The organism is Pedobacter sp. KH_004 (assembly GCF_057840755.1).
The window spans coordinates 2,740,873-2,760,758 of the sequence record NZ_CM174519.1; the positions used below are offsets into that span (position 1 = coordinate 2,740,873).

The 19,886-nt window shown below is 36.4% G+C and carries 21 protein-coding genes; 13 read left to right on the forward strand and 8 right to left on the reverse strand.

What is annotated here, in order from left to right; genetic code table 11:
• The first annotated feature begins 1 nt into the window (after position 1).
• The gene (locus AC3ITD_RS11855) at positions 2-388 is read left to right on the forward strand and encodes a cupin domain-containing protein (RefSeq protein WP_489359988.1); all 387 of its coding nucleotides are present in this window, start codon (positions 2-4) and stop codon (positions 386-388) included.
• A 34-nt stretch (positions 389-422) separates the two neighbouring features.
• On the opposite strand, the gene AC3ITD_RS11860 is transcribed toward AC3ITD_RS11855, so the two are convergent.
• From AC3ITD_RS11860 to AC3ITD_RS11875, 4 genes are all read right to left on the reverse strand, one after another.
• Positions 423-836, reverse strand: a complete 414-nt coding sequence (locus AC3ITD_RS11860; protein WP_265799834.1) for a hypothetical protein — start codon at positions 834-836, stop codon at positions 423-425.
• Between the two features lie 145 nt (positions 837-981).
• Positions 982-1,317 carry a gliding motility protein GldC gene (gene gldC / locus AC3ITD_RS11865; protein ID WP_010602534.1) on the reverse strand — a complete coding sequence of 112 codons (336 nt, stop codon included), beginning with the start codon at positions 1,315-1,317 and terminating at the stop codon, positions 982-984.
• A 126-nt stretch (positions 1,318-1,443) separates the two neighbouring features.
• Positions 1,444-1,716 carry a hypothetical protein gene (locus tag AC3ITD_RS11870; protein WP_056851344.1) on the reverse strand — a complete coding sequence of 91 codons (273 nt, stop codon included), beginning with the start codon at positions 1,714-1,716 and terminating at the stop codon, positions 1,444-1,446.
• Positions 1,717-1,720: 4 nt separating this feature from the next.
• Positions 1,721-3,067 (reverse strand): DEAD/DEAH box helicase, encoded by a 1,347-nt coding sequence (locus tag AC3ITD_RS11875; protein WP_265799839.1) that lies wholly within the window; start codon positions 3,065-3,067, stop codon positions 1,721-1,723.
• 449 nt (positions 3,068-3,516) lie between these two features.
• On the opposite strand from AC3ITD_RS11875, the gene AC3ITD_RS11880 reads away from it, so the two are divergent.
• The 4 genes from AC3ITD_RS11880 to AC3ITD_RS11895 are packed head-to-tail and all read left to right on the forward strand — an operon-like array spanning position 3,517 to position 6,422.
• Entirely contained in the window at positions 3,517-4,851 is a 1,335-nt protein-coding gene (locus AC3ITD_RS11880; protein WP_489359989.1) for a dihydroorotase, read from the forward strand.
• 33 nt (positions 4,852-4,884) lie between these two features.
• Positions 4,885-5,082 carry a DUF2683 family protein gene (locus AC3ITD_RS11885; protein WP_265799842.1) on the forward strand — a complete coding sequence of 66 codons (198 nt, stop codon included), beginning with the start codon at positions 4,885-4,887 and terminating at the stop codon, positions 5,080-5,082.
• Between the two features lie 3 nt (positions 5,083-5,085).
• Positions 5,086-5,346 carry a Txe/YoeB family addiction module toxin gene (locus tag AC3ITD_RS11890; protein WP_265799843.1) on the forward strand — a complete coding sequence of 87 codons (261 nt, stop codon included), beginning with the start codon at positions 5,086-5,088 and terminating at the stop codon, positions 5,344-5,346.
• The gene (locus AC3ITD_RS11895) at positions 5,346-6,422 is read left to right on the forward strand and encodes a DUF3810 domain-containing protein (RefSeq protein ID WP_489359990.1); all 1,077 of its coding nucleotides are present in this window, start codon (positions 5,346-5,348) and stop codon (positions 6,420-6,422) included. The genes AC3ITD_RS11890 and AC3ITD_RS11895 overlap by 1 nt, the downstream gene beginning before the upstream one ends.
• Positions 6,423-6,460: 38 nt before the next feature.
• On the opposite strand, the gene AC3ITD_RS11900 is transcribed toward AC3ITD_RS11895, so the two are convergent.
• Complete coding sequence (locus AC3ITD_RS11900; protein WP_265799845.1) at positions 6,461-7,042, reverse strand: MiaE family protein; 582 nt, start codon at positions 7,040-7,042, stop codon at positions 6,461-6,463.
• A gap of 189 nt (positions 7,043-7,231) precedes the next feature.
• Between AC3ITD_RS11900 and AC3ITD_RS11905 the strand changes: the two genes are divergently transcribed.
• The 4 genes from AC3ITD_RS11905 (at position 7,232) to AC3ITD_RS11920 (ending at position 12,495) form a co-directional block, all read left to right on the forward strand.
• Positions 7,232-8,455, forward strand: coding sequence for a glycosyltransferase (locus AC3ITD_RS11905; protein WP_489359992.1), 1,224 nt, complete (start codon positions 7,232-7,234; stop codon positions 8,453-8,455).
• A 435-nt stretch (positions 8,456-8,890) separates the two neighbouring features.
• Positions 8,891-10,747 (forward strand): molecular chaperone DnaK, encoded by a 1,857-nt coding sequence (gene dnaK / locus AC3ITD_RS11910; RefSeq protein WP_489359994.1) that lies wholly within the window; start codon positions 8,891-8,893, stop codon positions 10,745-10,747.
• Between the two features lie 149 nt (positions 10,748-10,896).
• The gene (locus tag AC3ITD_RS11915) at positions 10,897-11,388 is read left to right on the forward strand and encodes a hypothetical protein (protein WP_489359996.1); all 492 of its coding nucleotides are present in this window, start codon (positions 10,897-10,899) and stop codon (positions 11,386-11,388) included.
• Positions 11,389-11,463: 75 nt separating this feature from the next.
• A complete protein-coding gene (locus AC3ITD_RS11920; RefSeq protein WP_489359998.1) occupies positions 11,464-12,495 on the forward strand; it encodes an LLM class flavin-dependent oxidoreductase in 1,032 nt (343 codons plus the stop codon).
• A 112-nt stretch (positions 12,496-12,607) separates the two neighbouring features.
• Here the strand turns inward: AC3ITD_RS11920 and AC3ITD_RS11925 are convergent, their stop codons facing one another.
• On the reverse strand, positions 12,608-13,051 hold the full coding sequence (locus AC3ITD_RS11925) for a DUF4395 domain-containing protein (RefSeq protein WP_489360000.1): 444 nt from the start codon (positions 13,049-13,051) through the stop codon (positions 12,608-12,610).
• A gap of 109 nt (positions 13,052-13,160) precedes the next feature.
• Here AC3ITD_RS11925 and AC3ITD_RS11930 point away from each other — a divergent pair, with 109 nt between their 5' ends.
• The 4 genes from AC3ITD_RS11930 (at position 13,161) to AC3ITD_RS11945 (ending at position 18,100) form a co-directional block, all read left to right on the forward strand.
• A complete protein-coding gene (locus AC3ITD_RS11930; RefSeq protein WP_489360002.1) occupies positions 13,161-15,542 on the forward strand; it encodes a DUF2339 domain-containing protein in 2,382 nt (793 codons plus the stop codon).
• Positions 15,520-16,752, forward strand: a complete 1,233-nt coding sequence (locus AC3ITD_RS11935) for a hypothetical protein (protein WP_489360004.1) — start codon at positions 15,520-15,522, stop codon at positions 16,750-16,752. Before AC3ITD_RS11930 ends, AC3ITD_RS11935 begins: the two co-directional genes overlap by 23 nt.
• A gap of 205 nt (positions 16,753-16,957) precedes the next feature.
• Positions 16,958-17,188, forward strand: coding sequence for a hypothetical protein (locus tag AC3ITD_RS11940; RefSeq protein WP_265799857.1), 231 nt, complete (start codon positions 16,958-16,960; stop codon positions 17,186-17,188).
• A gap of 474 nt (positions 17,189-17,662) precedes the next feature.
• Complete coding sequence (locus tag AC3ITD_RS11945) at positions 17,663-18,100, forward strand: zinc dependent phospholipase C family protein (RefSeq protein WP_489360007.1); 438 nt, start codon at positions 17,663-17,665, stop codon at positions 18,098-18,100.
• Between the two features lie 270 nt (positions 18,101-18,370).
• Here the strand turns inward: AC3ITD_RS11945 and AC3ITD_RS11950 are convergent, their stop codons facing one another.
• Together AC3ITD_RS11950 and AC3ITD_RS11955 are read right to left on the reverse strand one after the other, a co-directional pair.
• The gene (locus AC3ITD_RS11950; protein ID WP_322975070.1) at positions 18,371-19,054 is read right to left on the reverse strand and encodes a VTT domain-containing protein; all 684 of its coding nucleotides are present in this window, start codon (positions 19,052-19,054) and stop codon (positions 18,371-18,373) included.
• 67 nt (positions 19,055-19,121) lie between these two features.
• Positions 19,122-19,832, reverse strand: coding sequence for a hypothetical protein (locus tag AC3ITD_RS11955; RefSeq protein ID WP_489360009.1), 711 nt, complete (start codon positions 19,830-19,832; stop codon positions 19,122-19,124).
• Positions 19,833-19,886 lie beyond the last annotated feature (54 nt).

The window sequence follows — 19,886 nt, forward strand, 5'->3', positions numbered from 1 at the left end:
CATGGATAAATTATCAGATAAAGCCGATACGAAAAATATAAAAGCCATTCGTTTAATCAATATTACCGACGGGAAGTGTGATTTTGAATCAGGAACAATACCAATCAGGCAGCATATAAATGCTAATTACTTCTTCGCTCAAACGGATGTTTCCTTACAATACAGTCCCCATGCAGCGCCACGCAGGCAGTACGTTATTACGCTGAAAGGGAAATTAAAATTTACGGTAAGTAACGGTCAATCCTTCATTCTTGAACCTGGAATCATTTTAATAGCTGCAGATACATTTGGTGAAGGACACACCTGGGAAATTTTAGATGGAGAAGAATGGGAAAGGATTTATATCCCGCTGGAAGATGGTGCTGATGACCATTTTACAGCTAACTAGATACAAATAGAGCAATATTGTGTCTCATTTCAAATTACTTCAAAGAACCTGGGTTACTTAATTTTTCTCCCTTTTTAGCACTGAAAAGCATAAAAATCACTCCTACTAAAAGTACAATCCATCCCCATTGAAAATGTACTACCTTTCCAATTAACTTATTTGCAAAACCATATTTAGTATAATTATTGGCTGTAAAATAAACTGCTATAACTGCCAGCACATACCAGATGGCCATTACGAAACTTATAAACCGAAATGCACCCGCTTTTCTGATAAAAAGGAAAAGAACAGAAATTGCGATGATTGAATAGGTAATAAAAAATAGACGGGCATCAGACTGATATAAGTTCCAATTTCCTTTTATCGGCACCTTTAACATCGGACAAAAACCTGCCACTACACATAACACAATGCCTAACCAGGCTCTGAATTTATTTAGAATTAACATTTTGATTCAAGATTTTAATTTTTTCCTGCGGGTTGATTACACTGATTTAAAGATTTCACAGATCTTAATAATTGATTTTGCTATTAGATCATATCTTATCACTAATTAGTTTCGCATTTTTAATGACTAATGACTAACGACTCAATTACTGCCCTTCAATAATCCCCATCTTTTCCGCGAAATGCGCACAGTAATCACGTAAATCTTCCACAATTAAGGTTTCGTTTGTAGCCTTTAAAAAGCTATCGCCCATGGTTTGCAGCGTTTCGTAGAAAAACCGTTTCATTTCATCAACAGGCATATCTTTTGTCCATAGATCTATTTTCAAAGTATTTTTATAGTTATGGTCCCAAACGGATAAAAACATCGCTTTAGCTGGTACTTTATCCGCATTACCAGAATCAGTACTTTCCCACAGGATGTTATCGGGATTATTTGCCTCGTCTAACTCAACTGTTAGTTTTATTTCTGCTGTCTTCATTTTCAAAAATTGATTATACCGATAAAAAGTATGCAGTTATCAGTTTATTTTTACGGTTGCAAAGATGCTTATTTTTTGATTTGATTGCACCGATGAATGAATTGGAAAGATTTTTTTACGCTTGAATTACGCTATTTTTCTAATGATAATGATCAGGATAACGGTGATAACGATAAAGATAGATTCTACAAGCCAAATTTTCTTCAAATCTTTAAGTGTAAAACGGAAAATTAAATCGGTAATAAAAGTAACCAAGATCAGGCATCCTAAAATAAGCAGATAAAAACCACTCATGTCAATCTGTCGTGGTGCAGTATCTTTAGCCGTTAATAGATTAAAAACCGCTAAGCCTAAACCGGCGGCTCCAATGATGTTTAAAGGGGTAATCCTCAATTTCATTTCACTACTTCTTCTTATCGAAACGTTTACCTTTTTTAAAACTTTTCACTTCTTTTCCAGCCTTAGCTTTAGCTTTTTCTCTTGCCTTCTTATCGATTGCTGCAGCATGTTTTTTCTCATGGAAAGCACCTTTAAAATCGGGATCTTCCTTGCGTTTTTGCATGTCAATTTCCTTGGCAATATGCTGGCGTTCCTCGTAAGGGGTTTCATCAATGTAAACACCTTCCGGAATTTCAGCTACAGGAATATATTGGCGAATTAATTTTTCAATCTTGCGGATGTAGTATTTTTCAGCATCGGTAGCAAAAGTAATGGCATCGCCTTTGGCAAAAGCCCTACCCGTTCTGCCAATTCTGTGCACATAATCTTCGATAATAATAGGTACATCAAAATTTATAACATGACTTACATCACTTACATCAATCCCCCTACTGGCTACATCAGTGGCCACTAGTACGCGGATGTTACCTTCTTTGAAACTATTTATGGAGTTAATTCTGGTATTTTGTCCTTTATTAGCATGAATCACCCGAACATTGTCGGCACCATATCTCCGCTCAATAAAACTGAAGATATTATCTGCTACTGTTTTAGTTTTACAAAAAATAATCAACCTGGTAAAAGCCTCATCATTTTTTAAAAGATGTTGTAAGAGATTGATTTTGGTTTTGAAATTTGGAACGTAATATAAGGTTTGCGTCACATTGGCAGCAGGTGTAGCCTGTGCAGATGCCTCAATCACCAAGGGGTTATTTAAGAAATCTCCAGCAATTTTTTGAACTAAATCGCTCATTGTTGCAGAGAATAACAAGTTTTGGCGTTTGCGTGGAACGATTTCTAAAATCCGATGTATCGAACCGATAAAGCCCATATCCATCATTTTGTCGGCCTCATCAAGCACCAAAAATTTCAAGCTTTGCGTGTTAATATCTCCATCTAAATATAAATCTAAAAATCTTCCAGGCGTAGCAATTAAAATATCAACGCCTTTTGCTATTTGCTCTTTCTGCGTTTTCGGACCAATTCCGCCGAAAATTACCAGCGAGCGCAAGTCTGTATAAGTAGAGAATAGCTTCACCTGCTCAGCAATTTGCATGGCCAGTTCACGTGTCGGAGATAAAATTAAAGCTCTCGGATTTTCACCCTGAGCGTATTTTAACTGCATTAAAATGGGCAAAACGAAAGCCGCAGTTTTTCCAGTTCCAGTTTCGGCAATACCAAAAATATCTTGTCCTGATAGCACCGGTGCAATTGCTTTTTCCTGTATCGGGGTGGCAACGGTATAACCTGCATCGGCAACTGCATTTAAAATTTGCCTGTTTAACTTAAATTCTTCGAACGGTTTTCCCATAGCGCACAAAGATAAGCTTTTTAAGCCGAAAGGCTTAAACTAGTCTGAAGTTCGGAGTCGTGAGCTAATGAAGCTAAAATCACTTAAAGAGATTTAGGGGAAAGCAATAAACGTAGTTCTTCTATCGTTCCAATCTTTTTTAACTTCTGTCATTCTGGGGCACGAAGAATCTCTTTCATTGGTTACAGATGCTTCGTACCTACCATTGACGTTTTTAACTTTACGTCATTTATATTGATTTTATGAAATAAATTAACCCTCAGCATGACAAATATTTTCAGGGTTGCTGCAAATGAAAAAGTATTTCCACTTTATTAGGTTTGTTTTAAGTCAAAACAGCAACATCAAACTTAATTTCACACCTCTCATCCGCCCAATCCCGCTACTTTATACTTTTTACTTAATACTTTATACTTCCCACTTTCTACTAAAACACTACCTTTGAAACCATGAATGCTTACTTGATAAAAGCCGCAACAATTGTAAACGAAGGGCAGAAATTTGTTGCCGACGTATTAATTAAAGATGGATTTATTGCCAAAATAGGCCAAAACCTTTCTGCAGATAATGTACAGGAAATTAATGCCGAGGGACAGTACCTTCTACCAGGAATGATTGATGACCAGGTGCATTTTCGCGAGCCAGGTTTAACGCATAAAGCGGATATTTTTACGGAAAGTATGGCAGCTGTAGCAGGCGGAATTACGTCTTTCATGGAAATGCCAAACACGGTTCCAAATACTTTAACACAAGATTTACTTGCTGATAAATATGCTATTGCTGCAGAAACTTCATTAGCCAATTACTCATTTTACATGGGTGCCAGCAATGATAACATTGAAGAAGTTTTAAAAACCGACCCAAAAAATGTGTGTGGCATTAAAATTTTCATGGGTTCCTCCACCGGCAATATGTTGGTTGATAATGAGAAAACCTTAGAAAATATTTTTAGCAAAGCAGCTATTTTGGTAGCTACCCATTGTGAAGATGAAGCCACTATCCGCCATAATTTAGCCGAATTTAAGGCAACATACGGTGACGATTTAACGATAGAAATGCATCCCTTAATTCGTAGTGCTGAGGCTTGTTACAAATCTTCATCTTTAGCGGTTGAGCTGGCAAAAGCCTTCCAAACGCGTTTGCACATTCTTCATATTTCAACGGCGAAGGAAATTGCACTTTTCGATAATAGCATCCCATTAAAAGATAAAAAAATAACTGCGGAGGCTTGCGTTCATCACCTTTGGTTTAATGATAAAGACTACGCAACTAAAGGAAACTTCATCAAATGGAATCCTGCTGTTAAAACCAAAGAGGATCAGAATGGTATTCTTCAGGGCGTTTTAAATGATAATATTGATGTAATTGCCACCGACCATGCGCCACATACCTTGGAAGAAAAACAACAGCCTTATTCACAAGCGCCATCAGGCGGACCATTAGTTCAACATGCTTTGCCTGCTTTATTGGAAATGCATTTGCAAGGCAAAATTTCATTAGAGAAAATAGTGGAGAAAACCGCGCATAACCTGGCTATCTGTTTTGATATTGAAAAACGTGGATTTATTCGTGAAGGCTATTGGGCAGATTTAGTTTTGGTTGATTTAAAAGACTCATGGAAAGTAACCAAGTTGAATAATTTCTACAAATGTGGCTGGAGTCCTTTTGATGGAGATACTTTCCAAGCAAGCGTTACACACACTTTTGTGTCAGGAAATTTGGCTTATCAGAAAGGCAGATTCACTACCGACCAGATTGGAAAGCGCCTAACTTTTGCCAGATAGATTTGTTATATTTGTTTATCAAGCAACATCAAAATGGAAACTTTAATCGTGCATCCTAAAAATGAAGAACAGGCTACTACTTTGAAAGCGGTTATGAAAGTTTTGAACATTGATTTTGAAACTGAAAAGAGTTCTTATAATCCAGAATTTGTTGCTAAAATAAAAAGAGGTCAAGAACAAAAAAAAGCTGGAAAAGGTATTAAGATTGCTGTTGAGGATTTGTGGAAATAGCAGATGGAAATTCAGTTCGTTGACGATTCTTTATTAGATATCAAATTTTGGAAGAAACCCGGGAATAAAGCTATACAAAAGAAAATTGAGCAATTAATATTGGCCATTTTTGAAGACCCATATGATGGAATAGGAAAACCAGAAGCGCTAAAACACGAATTTTCTGATAAACGGTCTAGTAGAATTAACGAAGAGCATAGGATAATATATGAAGTCAAAGGAGATGTTCCTTACATATATTCCTTAAAAGGCCATTACAAATAATGACCTCAATAAAAAAACTTTCTTTAAAAACTGTCGCTATATTTAGCATAGCCCTGTTAGTTTACATCTTCGGACTGTTCCCAAGCCTAGTTCAAAAATATTATTCAACAGGTATTTATCCTTACATTTCTTCTTCACTAAGGTTTCTATCCTCTATTTTCCCTTTTGCCATTGGTGATATTGTTTATGCCTTGTTGATCGGTTTTGTCGTTTACCGGATCATCAGGTTTTTCAAAAAAACAAAATCTTTAAAGAGAGAACACAGAATTATTGTACCGCTACAGGTTTTAAACTTTTTTTTAATTCTTAACATTATTTTCAAATTGGTTTGGGGCTTAAATTACAGTCGGCCAAGTGTGAGCAACGAACTAGGTATTGGAAATGAAAAGTATAGCGTAAAAGAGTTGGTTTTACTGGGAGAACATTTTGTTAAAAAAACAAATGATTTAAAGTTAAAGCAGACGGAAATTCCCGCTTCCGCTATCAAGTACTTGGAAATTAGCTCATCAAAAGCTTATCACTTAATGGAGAAAAGGAATCGATTATTCTGCTACAAAAACCCTTGTTTAAAATCTGTTTTAAGTCCTTATTTAGTGAGCAAAGCAGGAATAGAAGGTTATTATGCGCCATTAACAGGCGAGGCAAACATGAATATGGCTTTGCCTGATTTTGTAAAACCGTATGTTTCTTGCCATGAAATTGCACATCAACTAGGCATTTCGTACGAAGATGAGGCTAATTTGCTTGGTTATTTAACTGCCAGCAATAGTCCCGATTTGAACTACCAATATTCGGCTAATTACGAGATGTTGAGGTATATTTTGTTTGAGATCAGGATGAAATCTCCTGAGGACTACAAAATACTTCACGATAAATTATCTGAAAAAGTTTTAGCTGATTTTAAAGCGGAAAAAGAGTTCTGGCGAAAATACAATGGTGACATGTTTGGATACATGGATGCCGCTTTCGATAGTTTCTTAAAGCTCAACAACCAGCCTAAAGGAATTGATAGCTATCAAGATATCGTGATTTGGCTCTGGAATATTCATAAAAAAGAGTTAAAGGTTGAAAGTTAAAGTTAAAACGAGAACTTACCACTTATAACTTTCAACTTCTATCCATGTATCGCCTCTCTCGTTCCGAAACTTTGGATTAACTCCCCTTCAAATTCAAGCCACTCTTTCCAGCGTTTATCAACATCAACATCTGTAGAATATTTACGGGCGAAATTTAGAAAAGTAGTGTAATGACCAGCCTCCGAAACCATAAGCTCATGGTAGAATTTCGCTAGTTCTTCATCTTTAATATTCAAAGACAGCACTCGAAAACGCTCACAACTTCTGGCCTCAATCATGGCGGCGAACAACAGCCGATCAACAAAAGCCTGGTTTCTGCTACCGTCTTTTTTACTGAACTTCACTAAACGGCCAACGTAATCATCCTTCCTTTCTCTGCTTAAAGTGTAACCGCGGTGTTTAATGATTTCAATTACCATTTGAAAATGCTGCATTTCTTCAATAGCAATGGCCGTTAATTCATCAACTAAATCCTGGTGCTCAGAATTCTGAGTGATTAAAGTAATGGCGTTTGATGCTGCTTTTTGTTCGCACCAGGCATGGTCAGATAAAATTTCCTCTAAATTCGATTCCGCAATATTTGCCCAACGTGGGTCTGTCAACAATTTTAATCCTAACATGTGGTGGTGTAAGTGAGCTGCAAAATTAAGAATTTCCCGCAGATCGACGCAGAATTAAAAACCGCAGATTGAAATAGATTCATAAGTTCTATTCTAAATCCGCGACCATCTGCGAACCTTATCATCTTAAATCTACGGAAAATTAATTCTACCCGAATAAAAACCTTTATTTTACAGAAATTTTAAATAATGAGTGCAAAAAAAATATTAATCATTGGATTGGTTTGGCCTGAGCCTACTTCATCAGCAGCGGGAACAAGAATGATTCAATTGGTTGATTTGTTTTTGCAGAAAGGTTGTCAGGTCACTTTTGCCTCCGCGGCATCGAAAAGTGATTTCAGTTTTGATTTCTCACACACTTCAGTAGTTGAGGAGTCAATAAAACTGAATGATGAAAGTTTCAATTTATTTCTTCAAAAGTTAAACCCCGATATTGTACTCTTTGATCGCTTTATGGTTGAGGAACAATATGGTTGGCGGGTCCAGCAGGAATGCCCCGATGCGCTTCGGATTTTAGACACTGAAGATTTACATAGCCTGCGAAGTGCCAGACAGCAAAGTGATAAGAAGCAGTCGGAAATCGATTTATTTTCTGATACAGCAAAAAGAGAAATTGCTTCGATTCTGCGTTGCGATCTTTCATTAATTATTTCTGAGGTGGAAATGAAAATTTTGGAAGAAACTTTTAAAATCGATCTTTCATTACTCTACTACCTCCCGTTTCTTGAAAACGAAATCACAGAAGAGTCCATTAAAAATTGGACACCTTTTGAAGAAAGGGCAGATTTTGTTTTCATCGGTAATTTTTTACACGAACCAAATTGGAACACCGTCCAGGTATTGAAAACCAAAATCTGGCCAGCGTTAAGGAAAAAACTACCTGGCGTAAATATGAATATATACGGTTCTTATGCCTCTCAAAAAGTGTTACAGTTAGAAAATAAAAACGAAAAGTTTTTTATTCGTGGAAGAGCCACTGATGCAAGGCAAACGATTTCGAAGCACAGAATTTTACTCGCTCCTATCCAGTTCGGTGCAGGTGTTAAAGGCAAATTTATCGATGCCATGCAAGTCGGAACGCCATCTATTACCACTTCAGTTGGTGCTGAGGCCATGAAAGGTTCGCTGGATTGGGATGGATTTATTGAAGATGACTTAGTGGATTTTATCGAGAAAGCGATTTTGCTTTACAATGATAAAACGGTTTGGTCTGTAGCTCAACAAAATGGCATTAAGATCATTAATGAGCGATATTTGTCTACGCATTTTGCTGACTCATTTATAAGTGTTTTGGAAAATCTGGATATCCAGAAACATCGCCAGCATAATTTTATTGGTCAGATTTTAAATCATCATACTATGCAAAGCACAAAGTATATGTCGTTGTGGATTGAAGAGAAGAATAGAAAGTAGTTTGTCTTAGCCAGACAGGCTTTCCCCTTTTTCTTGATAGAAATGAACACTGCCGAGTGTTTCTACCTGTTTAGTAGCAGTGTTCAGCTCCCCTCCTTATTTTCAAGGAAGGGTTGGGGGTGGTTTGCTTCCCAAAAGCGTTTTACTTCTGTTCATAAACCTGATTGGCGGGGAAAGCCCAAATTTTTTCTGTTTGGCTTGTACCAAAAGCAGGGCTGCTTTTCGCGAAGGATTACAGAACCATTCATTTCCAATCAGGATTTAAAGATTTTCAGGATAGGAAAAGATTACGGCCCAGGATTTTAGGATTGAAAGATGAAACAGAACTTACGGCTTTTATCTCCGAACTTTCCGCTCTTGGGCTTATCGGCTTTCTTTACAACATTAAAACATTTCAATCTCTAAACATTGCAACAATCTGCGTAAATTCGCAGCATGGCAAAAATTTCAATTAACCTTGCTACAGGTTCGTTTCAAAAGGAAGAAATTATAGTAGGTATAGATTTAGGCACCACAAACAGTTTGGTTGCTTTTATCAATCCTGATAAAAACCCGCAGGTAATTAATGATGCTGGTAAGGGGATTTTGGTCCCTTCGGTGGTATATTTCAACAGCCAAAACGAAGCGATTGTGGGTAATGAAGCGAAAGAATTCTTAACTACAGACCCAGCCAACACCATATTTTCAGTGAAGCGATTACTTGGCCGCTCTTACAAAGATGTTGCTGAACACAAAGATATATTTTCTTACAAAGTGATTGATGATGACACAGATGCTTTGGTAAAAATTCAGGCAGGAGATCGTTTTTATACGCCAATCGAATTATCTGCTGAAATTTTAAAAGAACTGAAAGCAAGGGCAGAACATGCTTTAAAAACACCTGTGAATCGGGCCGTTATAACTGTTCCGGCGTACTTTAATGATAGTCAGCGGCAGGCCACAAGGGATGCCGGAAAACTTGCCGGCCTTGACGTAATGCGGATTGTTAACGAACCAACCGCAGCAAGTTTGGCCTACGGAATCGGGCTTGATCCGACTGAGCAAAAAACCATTGCCGTTTACGATTTAGGTGGAGGAACTTTTGATGTTTCTATCCTCCAAATTCAAAATGGAATTTTCGAGGTTTTGGCTACCAATGGCAACACTTACCTCGGCGGCGATGATTTCGACCGGGCGATTTTAAACTATTGGATTGAAAATAATAAACTTGATTTTGCAGCGGTTGCTGCGGATAATATTTTAATGCAAACCTTACGTTTAAAGGCTGAAGCAGCTAAAAAAGCGCTTTCTACTCAAAATTTATACAACGAGCAGGTTGGCGAAATCTGGTGTACTTTGGATAAGCAAACTTTTGAGCAACTCATTACCGCAAAGGTGGATGAAACCATCACTGCATGTAAAAATGCTTTGAAAGATGCAGATTTAACTTCAGCAGATATTGATGAAGTAATTTTAGTTGGCGGTTCTACCCGTACGCCATTTGTAAAGCAGGCGGTAGAGAATTTCTTTAGCAAAAAACCGCAGGATAATATTAATCCTGATGAAGTTGTGGCCTTAGGGGCTGCTATCCAGGCTGATGTTTTGGCAGGAAATCGTTCTGATATTTTATTGCTTGATGTTACGCCTCTTTCGCTTGGGATCGAAACGATGGGTGGTTTAATGGATGTAATTATCTCTCGTAACAGCAAAGTACCTACCAAAGCTGGTCGCCAATACACCACTTCGATTGATGGGCAGGTAAATATGAAAATTTCTGTTTACCAGGGTGAACGCGATTTGGTAAAGGAGAATCGTAAACTAGCGGAATTTGATTTGAAAGGGATTCCGGCGATGCCTGCAGGTTTGCCAAAAGTAGACATCAATTTTTTGTTAAATGCTGATGGAATTTTAACTGTACAGGCCATTGAACTCCGTTCGGGTGTAAAACAGGAAATTGAGATTACGCCAAGTTATGGCTTAAGCGATGATACTGTTGAAAAAATGTTGTTAGATAGCATTGAATTTGCGCAAAGCGATGTGGAACAACGCATGTTAATTGAGGCTCGAAGTGAGGGCGAACAACTCCTTTACACTGCAGAGCGGTTTATTGAAAAGCATGCTGAACATTTAACAGAAGCAGAAATTGCAGAAACAAAAGTTCATATCGAAGCTTTGAAAACGGCTTTAGCCACACAGGAAAAAGATACGATTTTGAAAAAAGCCGATGAGTTGAATGAGTTCACTCGTCCGTTTGCTGAACGTGTAATGGACGCGGCGATTTCCACAGCGATGAAAGGTAAGAAGATAGAGTAAGGCTGAAGATGAGTGTTTGATAATTTAGGTTAAATAGCCATGCTGAATGTGTTTCGGATTTTTTGATTTACCATCTAAGAGATTTAAGGAAGTTTAATGCAGTTCGATTTTAATGAAAATTACACTTCTTAAAATTTTGAAAATTCGTCATGTTAAGCTCTGAAATCAAAATCCTAGATTGGATAGGAAATTTTAAGGAAATGGTTGCTCAAATAAAGGTTAAAGACAATGGAAACTTAGGATTTATAATAATCCCAATTTGCTTATTTCCTTTATTTTTTCTTGCGGCTTCTGGAATTTTTAGTTTAGATTATTTGAAAGCTTTTATTGTAATATTCATAATATTTATTATTTATATGGTATTTGCTGTAAAATTCTTGAAAGGTCAAGAAGATGTTTATGCAATTATTGCTGATGAGAATGAAATAACAATCAGAAATATCGGGAAATACGAATGGAGAGAAATTGAAAGCATAAAGTCTGAAAGGACTTCATTATTTAGCTATGATAGAAATAAGAATAAATTTTTAAATGTAATATTGAATAATGGGAAAAAAATCAGGATTAATGCGACCAACTTTGATTATCCAATAGAGGAGCTAGAAACCATATTCAATTCCTTAGGAAATCTGGAAAATTAATTCTCCTTTTCTTACCATACATCAAAACTTCTCTGCCCCTAACCTATTAACTTTGCTATATAAATCTTAGCAATTATGGAATTAGGTATCGGCATGTTCGGCGATTTGCAAGTTAATGCAAAGGGAGAAATTCAACCCGCCCAACAAAGACTTCAGGAAATTATAGAAGAAATTAAATTGATGGATGAAGTAGGATTAGATTTCTACGGCATCGGTGAACACCATCGTCCTGATTATGCAGTTTCGAGTCCAGAGATTATTTTGGCTGCAGCCGCAACGGTTACCAAAAATATTAAGTTGAGTAGTGCGGTATCGGTTCTTAGCTCATCAGATCCAGTAAAGCTTTACCAAAACTTTGCCACTATCGATTTAATTTCAAACGGCAGAGCCGAATTAATGGCTGGTCGCGGGAGTTTTATAGAATCCTTTCCATTATTCGGGTACAATCTTCAGGATTACGATGAACTTTATGAGGAGAAATTAGCGCTGCTTTTAAAAATTAACGAAGAACCAAAAATAACCTGGAAGGGAAAATTCAGGCCAGAGCTGGTTAAACAGGAGGTTCTACCCCGGGCTGTTAATGATCATTTAAAAATCTGGGTGGCTGTTGGGGGTACACCAGAATCGGTTGAACGTGCGGGACGATTGGGTTTACCCGTGATGTTTGCGATTATTGGTGGGCAGCCTTCCCAATTTAAACCGCTATTTGATTACTACAAAAAAGTTTATCAGGCTTACGGGCACGATATGAATAAATTTGAAGTCGGTGTACATATGCACTCACTATTTGGCGAGGATAGCCAGGAAACAGCAGATTATTATTATCCCTTATACTCCGCTCAAATGAATAGAGTAGGAAAAAGCCGTGGTTGGCCTCCGTTCCAAAGAAATCAATTTGAAGCTGGCAGAAGTGCTAACGGCGCTTTGATTATTGGCGATGCCGCAGAATCTGTGGATAAAATCCTTGCTATGGAAGAAACCTTTGGCTTAACCCGTTTCTCAGCACACATGGACGTTGGCGGACCTTCACATGTGGCAATGATGAAATCGATAGAAATCTTCGGACACAAAATCGCCCCGGAAGTGAGAAAAGCTTTGAGCAAATAGTCTCAGATCGTCCTTTCGAAATGAGCTTTTCGCGATTGAGAAATCTTTGAAATGGCAAACTTCGGTTTTTGAAAATTCTTGGCTCGGCTCAAAAAAAGCACGTAATAAACGCTTAATACTTGTTACCTTTCGAAATCAGATTGACGAAAGTATAAACATAACAACCTACACAAACGCCTAATAAGCTTTCGAGCAAGGCAAAAATTATTATTATAGCAGTTAGTGTTAAGGCCACTGTTAAGAAATTCAGTATAAATGTCGCGGTAATCAATAGGCAGAAGACAAAGCCCATGGTTGCCGCGAATTTTTTAGGCGCTAAATCGGTCATTTTAGGCTTTAAGCTGAAAGCGTTAGCTAAATTAATGGCTACAAACTTCATCGGACTAAACTTTCCAGAACTAAAAGCCCTTAAAGCAAAATCGACGGTTAGGAAAAACATCACCCAATAATTTGAGAATATAACACAGCCAATTGCAATGCATGCAACTATAAATGCAATCAATCTAACTACATTTTCATTTACTCTTTCTGCAGAGATGGGACAGGATATTTCCATTTATCTTTTTTTCAAAGCTACCAATTTAAATACACCAATCGAATATTTTCCTTAACCTTGTAAAATTCATTCCTATATTTAATAAATTAACGACTACCGAAAATATAGAATGGATAATTCAGAGAGATTAAACTTGCTTTTAGTGAAGCTCGAAAATTTACTGATAAGGCAACAAGGTTTTGAGGCAGAAATAGAAGCTTTAAAACAGGAAGTGAGGGCTTTACAATCGCCTGGCGCTACTTATGTTCAACCTTCAACACCAATTGCCGAACCTATTCTTGCACCTCCACCTAGAAATACTCCGCCAAGTACGGTAAATCAAAATAACCCTGCACCACAAGCTGCTCCAAGTCCATTCCAACCGCCCGTAAATCAACCGCAAAGTAATTTTGCAGATCGGTTTACACGGGAAAACATGGTTAAATCGGATTTTGAGAAGTTCATCGGAGAAAATCTGATCAGCAAAATTGGTATTCTCATATTAATTCTTGGTGTATGCATCGGGGCAAAATACGCTATAGATCATGATATGATCAGCCCGCTCACCCGGATTGTTTTGGGCTATGCGGTTGGTGCCGGATTAATGGCTTTCGCAATTAAACTGAAAGAGAAATACGAAAACTTTTCGGCTGTATTAGTCAGTGGTGCCATCGCCATCATGTATTTTATTACCTATGCAGCTTATGATTTCTATTCGCTTATTCCGCAAGCCTTAGCATTTCTGCTGATGGTTGTCTTCACTTCTTTTACTGTTGTAGCTGCCATAAAATACAACAAACAGGTTATTGCCCATATTGGTTTGGTTGGTGCTTATGCTGTTCCATTTTTGCTCAGCGATGGTTCAGGAAAGATTGGCGTATTGTTTACCTATATGGCTATCATCAACATCGGCATCCTGATTTTGAGTTTTAAAAAATATTGGAAGCCACTTTTTTATGCATCTTTCGGCCTAACCTGGATCATATTTCTTTCCTGGCGATTAAATTTAAGAGGCCAAGAAGATCATTTCGCCCTATCGCTTTTATTTTCTTCAGTGTTTTTCATCATTTTTTACATTACCAATTTAGCTTATAAGATGTCAAAAAAGGAAATGTTTGGCTTTAGTGATGTCGTTGTTTTGCTTTTGAATTCTTTCATTTACTACGGAATCGGATATTTTATTCTAGCTGCTAACAAAAATAGTGTTGAATTACTGGGGCTTTTTACGCTCGCCAACGCAGTGATCCACTTTGCAGTAAGCTTAATTATCTACAAGAAGCAGCTTGCTGACAAAAACCTATTTTACTTGATTTTAGCCATGGTGATCACTTTTATTACGATGGCGGTTCCGGTGCAGCTTAATGGCGGTTGGGTAACTATTTTCTGGGCAGTTGAGGGCGCTGTACTCTTCTATTTGGCTAGGGTTAAAGGAATTGCTATCTACGAAAAGTTATCATTTCCATTAATACTTTTAGCATTCTTCAGTCTTTTAGAAGATTGGGCAAGGTTTAACGACATAGATTATGGAAATGCACCACATGTGCTTCCATTCTTTAATGTTAGCTTTTTAACTGCTTGTATCTTCATTGGTAGTTTTGCCTGGATGCTGAACATCAACACTAAGGAAACCCAAAAATCTGGCGAGTGGCTCTGGATAAGAAGCATTTTGAATTATGCGCTTCCATCAATTCTTGTTTTAACTGTTTACATTACTTTCCGAATAGAAATTGTCCGTTATTTCAGCGGTTTATTAGAGTCAACAAAAGTTACACTCCGTCAAAGAAATGGTTTTGACGATGCAAGTCATGCTTTCAATTATAATTACGAAACCCTTACAACGGCTTGGCTTTATATCTATTCTATGTTTTTTGCAACTGCGCTAACCTTTCTAAATATTAAAAAAATTCAGAAAAACGAACTTGCCATTGCAAATCTTATCATCAACCTGGTGATGATTTTACTTTTCCTAACTAATGGATTATACACGCTTAGTGAACTGCGTGATAACTATTTATCAACGAAAAACGAATATTTTAATATCAGTTCATTTAATATTGTTATCCGATATATATCGATAGCATTTTTTGCACTTCTTATCGCTCAATGTTATTATTTGCAAAACTCAGGGCTGCTTAAAAAGAACTTCAAAACTATGTTCGAGTACCTGCTTTACATTTCAATTTTATGGGTAATTAGCAGTGAGTTGATTAACATTTTGGAGCTATCCGGAACAGATAAGAGTTACAAACTTGGTTTGAGCATTCTTTGGGGAATTTACTCCTTATTCCTCATCGGAATGGGACTTGCAAAAAACAAAAAACATTTAAGGATTGGAGCAATAGTATTATTTGGCATAACGTTAATTAAACTTTTCTTTTATGATATTTATTCGTTGAGTACAATCGCTAAAACTGTGGTTTTTGTTTCTTTAGGTGTGCTTTTACTTATAATTTCTTTTCTCTACAACAAATACAAACATTTAATTATTGATGATGTTAAAACTGAAAATTAGTATTCTTTTAGTGCTTTTGCTTGGTCATGGAATTGCTCAAGCACAAACCAGCCGCTATAAATTTAAAAGAGATATTAGCGGTGTTAATGCAATTTGGCATAGCATAAAATTACCCGAACAACTGTATACAGCCGAAAATAAGGGCTTCCAGGACTTAAGGATTTTTGGTGTAAATGGAAAAGATACCACTGAAGTTCCTTATTTGCTAAAGCAGCGGGTAGATCAATTTATTTCGAAGGAAGTAGACTTTGCAATAATTAATAAAAGTTCGGATTTAGGCCTTTATTATTTCACATTTCAAGCCAATGTGGCGACTACAATTAATCAAATTAATTTATCATTCAAACAAAGTAATTTTGATTGGCAGGCTACTTTGGAAGGCAGCAACGATAATTTAAAATGGTTTTCTATTTTGAAAGATTACCGCATTCTTTCAATTAAAAATATTGATACCGATTATCAGTTTACTAAATTGAGTTTTCCAGATTCAAAATATCAGTATTTCAGAATTGCTTTGAAAAGCCCAGTTCAGCCAGAATTATTAGAAGCAAAAATTTTTAAAACCGATACTATAAATGGCACTTATCAGGATGTAAAATATAAAACTTATCAATTATATAATGATGCAAAAGCTAAGGAGACAGTCATAACCGTTGATTTAACCCGTCTAACGCCTGTATCAAATTTTAAGCTTAATGTTAACAGCGACTTTGACTTTTATCGATCTTTTAAAATCGAATACGCTACTGACAGTGTCAGAACAGAAAAAGGCATGCAATTTAATTATGCTGAGTTATATAACGGAACTTTGAGTTCGCTCGAGCCCTCAGAATTTAATTTTCCAAACACCATTGCCTCGACATTGAAAATAACCATACAAAATAACGACAATAAACCTTTAAGCGTCAGCGGGCTAGAACTGAAAGGAAATATTTTCGAACTGGTTGCTCGTTTCGATATCCCAACTCTCCATTACGCTTTATATTATAGAAATAACACAGTTGTTGCCCCAAATTATGAAATTGAAAAGTTTGAAAGCAAAATCCCGTCTGTTTTAGCTGCTTTAACCATTGGCAAAGAGGAGCAAAATCCAGCGTATACTGAAAAAATTGAGAAACCATTATTTGAAAACAAGGCTTGGTTATGGGTATTAATGGCAGTTATTATAGCATTGTTAGGTTGGTTTTCATTTAAAATGTTGAGGAATTAAGATCCTATTATAATAAAAGTCAAGCATGACATCGAAAACTCGATATGCTAAGAAGTTTGATATTTCATGTTAATTATATAGAGACAAATGCAGAGATCATCTGATTAATTAAAAACATGAAGAACATTTTTCAATTCGCAGTAACTAGCGAAGTAATTGAAAGAATAACAAATTAAGCCCACATACCTCACAGCTTTGGGGTAAAATGAACGTTTCTCAAATGCTGGCCCATTGCAATGTAAGTTATGAATTGGTGTATGATACCAAACATGCAAAGCCTAATCCATTTATGAAATTCATCATGAAAGCTCTTGTAAAGAACATTGTCGTAAGCGAAAAACCTTATAAAAGAAATAGCCAAACTGCGCCATCGTTCGTAGTTACTGATGAGAAGGAATTTGAGAAAAAAAATCGCTTAATTTCTTACATCAATTAAACACAAGAGTTGGGCGAAGATGATTTCAACGGAAAAGATTCACACTCTATTGGGAAGCTAACCAAAACAGAATGGAACAATATGTTTTACAAGCACTTAGACCATCACTCAAATCAGTTTGGAGCTTAGAATTTAATTTATTTATGTAAATTCATAGTATGAAAAGATTAACGAATTTAATTGTGTTAATCATCTCTTTCATTCTATGCACTTCCTGGGGTTTCTTTGCGCACCAAAGAATAAACAACATTGAAATTTTCACCCTTCCGCAAGGCATGATCGTATTTTACAAGAAAAATACAAAGTTTATCACTGAACATAGACCCTAATAAACGAAGATATGCTGATACCCTGGAAGCACCCAGGCACTATCTCGATGTAGAAAAATATGAGAAAGATATCGATAGTATTCCTGAAAAATGGAACGATGCATTAGCGAAATATGGCGAAAAACATCTCAATACAAATGGGATAGTGCCATGGCAAATTCAGCGTACCTATTTTAGTCTGGTAAAAGCATTTGCTAGTCGTGATTCGATTAAAATTTTAAAATATTCTGCAGATCTAGGTCATTATATAGGTGATGCTCACGTACCGTTGCACACTACTGCAAACCACAACGGCCAATTAACAAATCAGGTTGGCATTCATGCCTTTTGGGAGAGTAGATTACCGGAGTTATTTGCTTCGAATTATAACTTTGTTGTCGGCAAAGCGAAATACATCGAAAATCCTTTAAAAGAAGCATGGAAGATCGTTAAACATACCCATAGCCTGGTGGATACGGTTTTAACCTTGGAAGCAACACTGGCAGCAGCTTTTCCTTCCGATAAAAAATATAGCTTCTCTGAACGAAACAATACCGTTTTAAAACAGTTTTCCGTAGAATATTCAAAAACCTATCATGATTAAATGAATAAGATGGTTGAGCGGCAAATGCGATCTGCTATTATAGAAAATCGGATCATTTTGGTATTCTGCCTGGGTAGATGCAGGACAACCGGAGCTTAAGAACTTGGTGAAGCTAGAGACTGACCCCGCCGAAAAGCAAGCAACCGAAGAGGCGGAAAAGAAATATCAGCAGGGCACCGTTATTGGAAGGGAGCTGTAAAAATAAATGAAAAAGCCGCAAATAAACAGTAAAATCTGCTTATTTGCGGCCTAAAGTATCAAACTTTTATTTTAGTCTTCTTTTATTTCTTCTTCAATAATCTCTTCAACTTTTTTCTTTGAAAAAATTGACTTTAAAGCACCATAAATTACAGGCACGAAAGTTCCAACTGCAATAATTAGCACCAAAATTTCGAAATTCTTTTCTACAAATGGGATTTTACCGAGCAGATAACCAGCAAACAGTAAACTCGCAATCCAGGCAATACCCCCTAAGATATTGTAGTAAGTAAATTTACCGAACGACATTCTTGCAGCCCCGGCTACGAATGGTGCTATAGTTCTGATGATCGGTAAAAAACGGCTAAAAATAATGGCTTTAGCACCATGTTTTTCAAAATACTCATGAGATTGGTGGTAATATTTCAGTTTGAGAATTTTGTTATTTTCTTTAAATACTTTGATCCCAAAATATTTACCAAGCTGATAGTTAACGGAGTTACCTAAAATAGCAGCAGCAATTAAAATAAGAAGCATAAACCAGATGTTTAAGCCTGTTCCATCCCCAGCCACTAAAGCGCCTACAGCAAATAACATGGAATCACCTGGTAAAAATGGGGTAACCACAAAGCCGGTTTCGGCGAAAATAATAATGAAAAGAATCAGGTAAGTCCAGGTTTTGTATTCCTGCATAATTACTTCTAACGTTTCTTTTGTATTAGTAAGTAATTGTATGAGTAAGTCGAAAAATTCCAAGTGATGTTAATTTTTAATTTGTCAAAAGTATGAATATTGAAGGGATAATGGAGAACTGTTCTAAGAATTAATTATTTGCCACTAATCGCTCTTTAAGCTTTCCATTTTTGGCACCCTCAATAATTACAGTGTAGACCTTGCCTTTTGCAAAGTTGGTGTATGAAATAGAATCTAACACGCCAGTAGAATCTACCAAGTTTAGTATGATCGATGTATTACTCCTGCCTACATCAGAAATTTGTTTATAAGTTGTTTTTTCTCCATAACCAATGCTTTCTACAATATTTCCGCTTTTATCTTTAATCTCTACTTTGGAGCGTAATGTGTGGCCTAAATTAATAAACATGATTTGTGCAACGTTATTATTTTGCCTAACGGTATCTTGATAAATAATCATTTCTGGTTTTGTGGTAGCCAAAGTGTTTTTTATCGTGTAATAAATTGAATAATTTTTACCTAACGCAAAACTTTGTTTCACAGAATTGTTTGTAACGCCGGTAACGCTATTTCTGGAATCAATTAGATATTCTTTATCACCTTCTACAACAAAATACGCCGTATTTGTACTGGTTGCCAAAGCCGAAACCCCGGTAACACTATTAAATAAAGCTTGATTGAAATAAAAATTTTGAGAGGTATCAGAAATGACTGTGTTAAATATCCTCACCTTTGCATCTCCAACAATTGAATTATCGTTTTTAATACAAGCACTAAATAAAACAACAGCAAAAATTAAAATTATCAGCTTTGAAGAAATCAAAAAATTACGTCTTTTCATAAAAAGGAATACTGTTGTTATAAAACGTAAAGATAATGGAAAGCATATGAACTT

Excerpts from the sequence above, each read along its gene's own strand:
- AC3ITD_RS11895 (WP_489359990.1), top strand. The coding sequence starts at position 5,346 with ATGACCTCAATAAAAAAACTTTCTTTAAAAACTGTCGCTATATTTAGC.
- dnaK (WP_489359994.1), top strand. The coding sequence starts at position 8,891 with ATGGCAAAAATTTCAATTAACCTTGCTACAGGTTCGTTTCAAAAGGAA.
- AC3ITD_RS11875 (WP_265799839.1), bottom strand. The coding sequence starts at position 3,067 with ATGGGAAAACCGTTCGAAGAATTTAAGTTAAACAGGCAAATTTTAAAT.
- AC3ITD_RS11920 (WP_489359998.1), top strand. The coding sequence starts at position 11,464 with ATGGAATTAGGTATCGGCATGTTCGGCGATTTGCAAGTTAATGCAAAG.
- AC3ITD_RS11880 (WP_489359989.1), top strand. The coding sequence starts at position 3,517 with ATGAATGCTTACTTGATAAAAGCCGCAACAATTGTAAACGAAGGGCAG.
- AC3ITD_RS11915 (WP_489359996.1), top strand. The coding sequence starts at position 10,897 with ATGTTAAGCTCTGAAATCAAAATCCTAGATTGGATAGGAAATTTTAAG.
- AC3ITD_RS11890 (WP_265799843.1), top strand. The coding sequence starts at position 5,086 with ATGGAAATTCAGTTCGTTGACGATTCTTTATTAGATATCAAATTTTGG.
- AC3ITD_RS11925 (WP_489360000.1), bottom strand. The coding sequence starts at position 13,051 with ATGGAAATATCCTGTCCCATCTCTGCAGAAAGAGTAAATGAAAATGTA.
- AC3ITD_RS11900 (WP_265799845.1), bottom strand. The coding sequence starts at position 7,042 with ATGTTAGGATTAAAATTGTTGACAGACCCACGTTGGGCAAATATTGCG.
- AC3ITD_RS11930 (WP_489360002.1), top strand. The coding sequence starts at position 13,161 with ATGGATAATTCAGAGAGATTAAACTTGCTTTTAGTGAAGCTCGAAAAT.
- AC3ITD_RS11860 (WP_265799834.1), bottom strand. The coding sequence starts at position 836 with ATGTTAATTCTAAATAAATTCAGAGCCTGGTTAGGCATTGTGTTATGT.
- AC3ITD_RS11935 (WP_489360004.1), top strand. The coding sequence starts at position 15,520 with ATGATGTTAAAACTGAAAATTAGTATTCTTTTAGTGCTTTTGCTTGGT.
- AC3ITD_RS11885 (WP_265799842.1), top strand. The coding sequence starts at position 4,885 with ATGGAAACTTTAATCGTGCATCCTAAAAATGAAGAACAGGCTACTACT.
- gldC (WP_010602534.1), bottom strand. The coding sequence starts at position 1,317 with ATGAAGACAGCAGAAATAAAACTAACAGTTGAGTTAGACGAGGCAAAT.
- AC3ITD_RS11855 (WP_489359988.1), top strand. The coding sequence starts at position 2 with ATGGATAAATTATCAGATAAAGCCGATACGAAAAATATAAAAGCCATT.
- AC3ITD_RS11955 (WP_489360009.1), bottom strand. The coding sequence starts at position 19,832 with ATGAAAAGACGTAATTTTTTGATTTCTTCAAAGCTGATAATTTTAATT.
- AC3ITD_RS11905 (WP_489359992.1), top strand. The coding sequence starts at position 7,232 with ATGAGTGCAAAAAAAATATTAATCATTGGATTGGTTTGGCCTGAGCCT.
- AC3ITD_RS11940 (WP_265799857.1), top strand. The coding sequence starts at position 16,958 with ATGAACGTTTCTCAAATGCTGGCCCATTGCAATGTAAGTTATGAATTG.
- AC3ITD_RS11870 (WP_056851344.1), bottom strand. The coding sequence starts at position 1,716 with ATGAAATTGAGGATTACCCCTTTAAACATCATTGGAGCCGCCGGTTTA.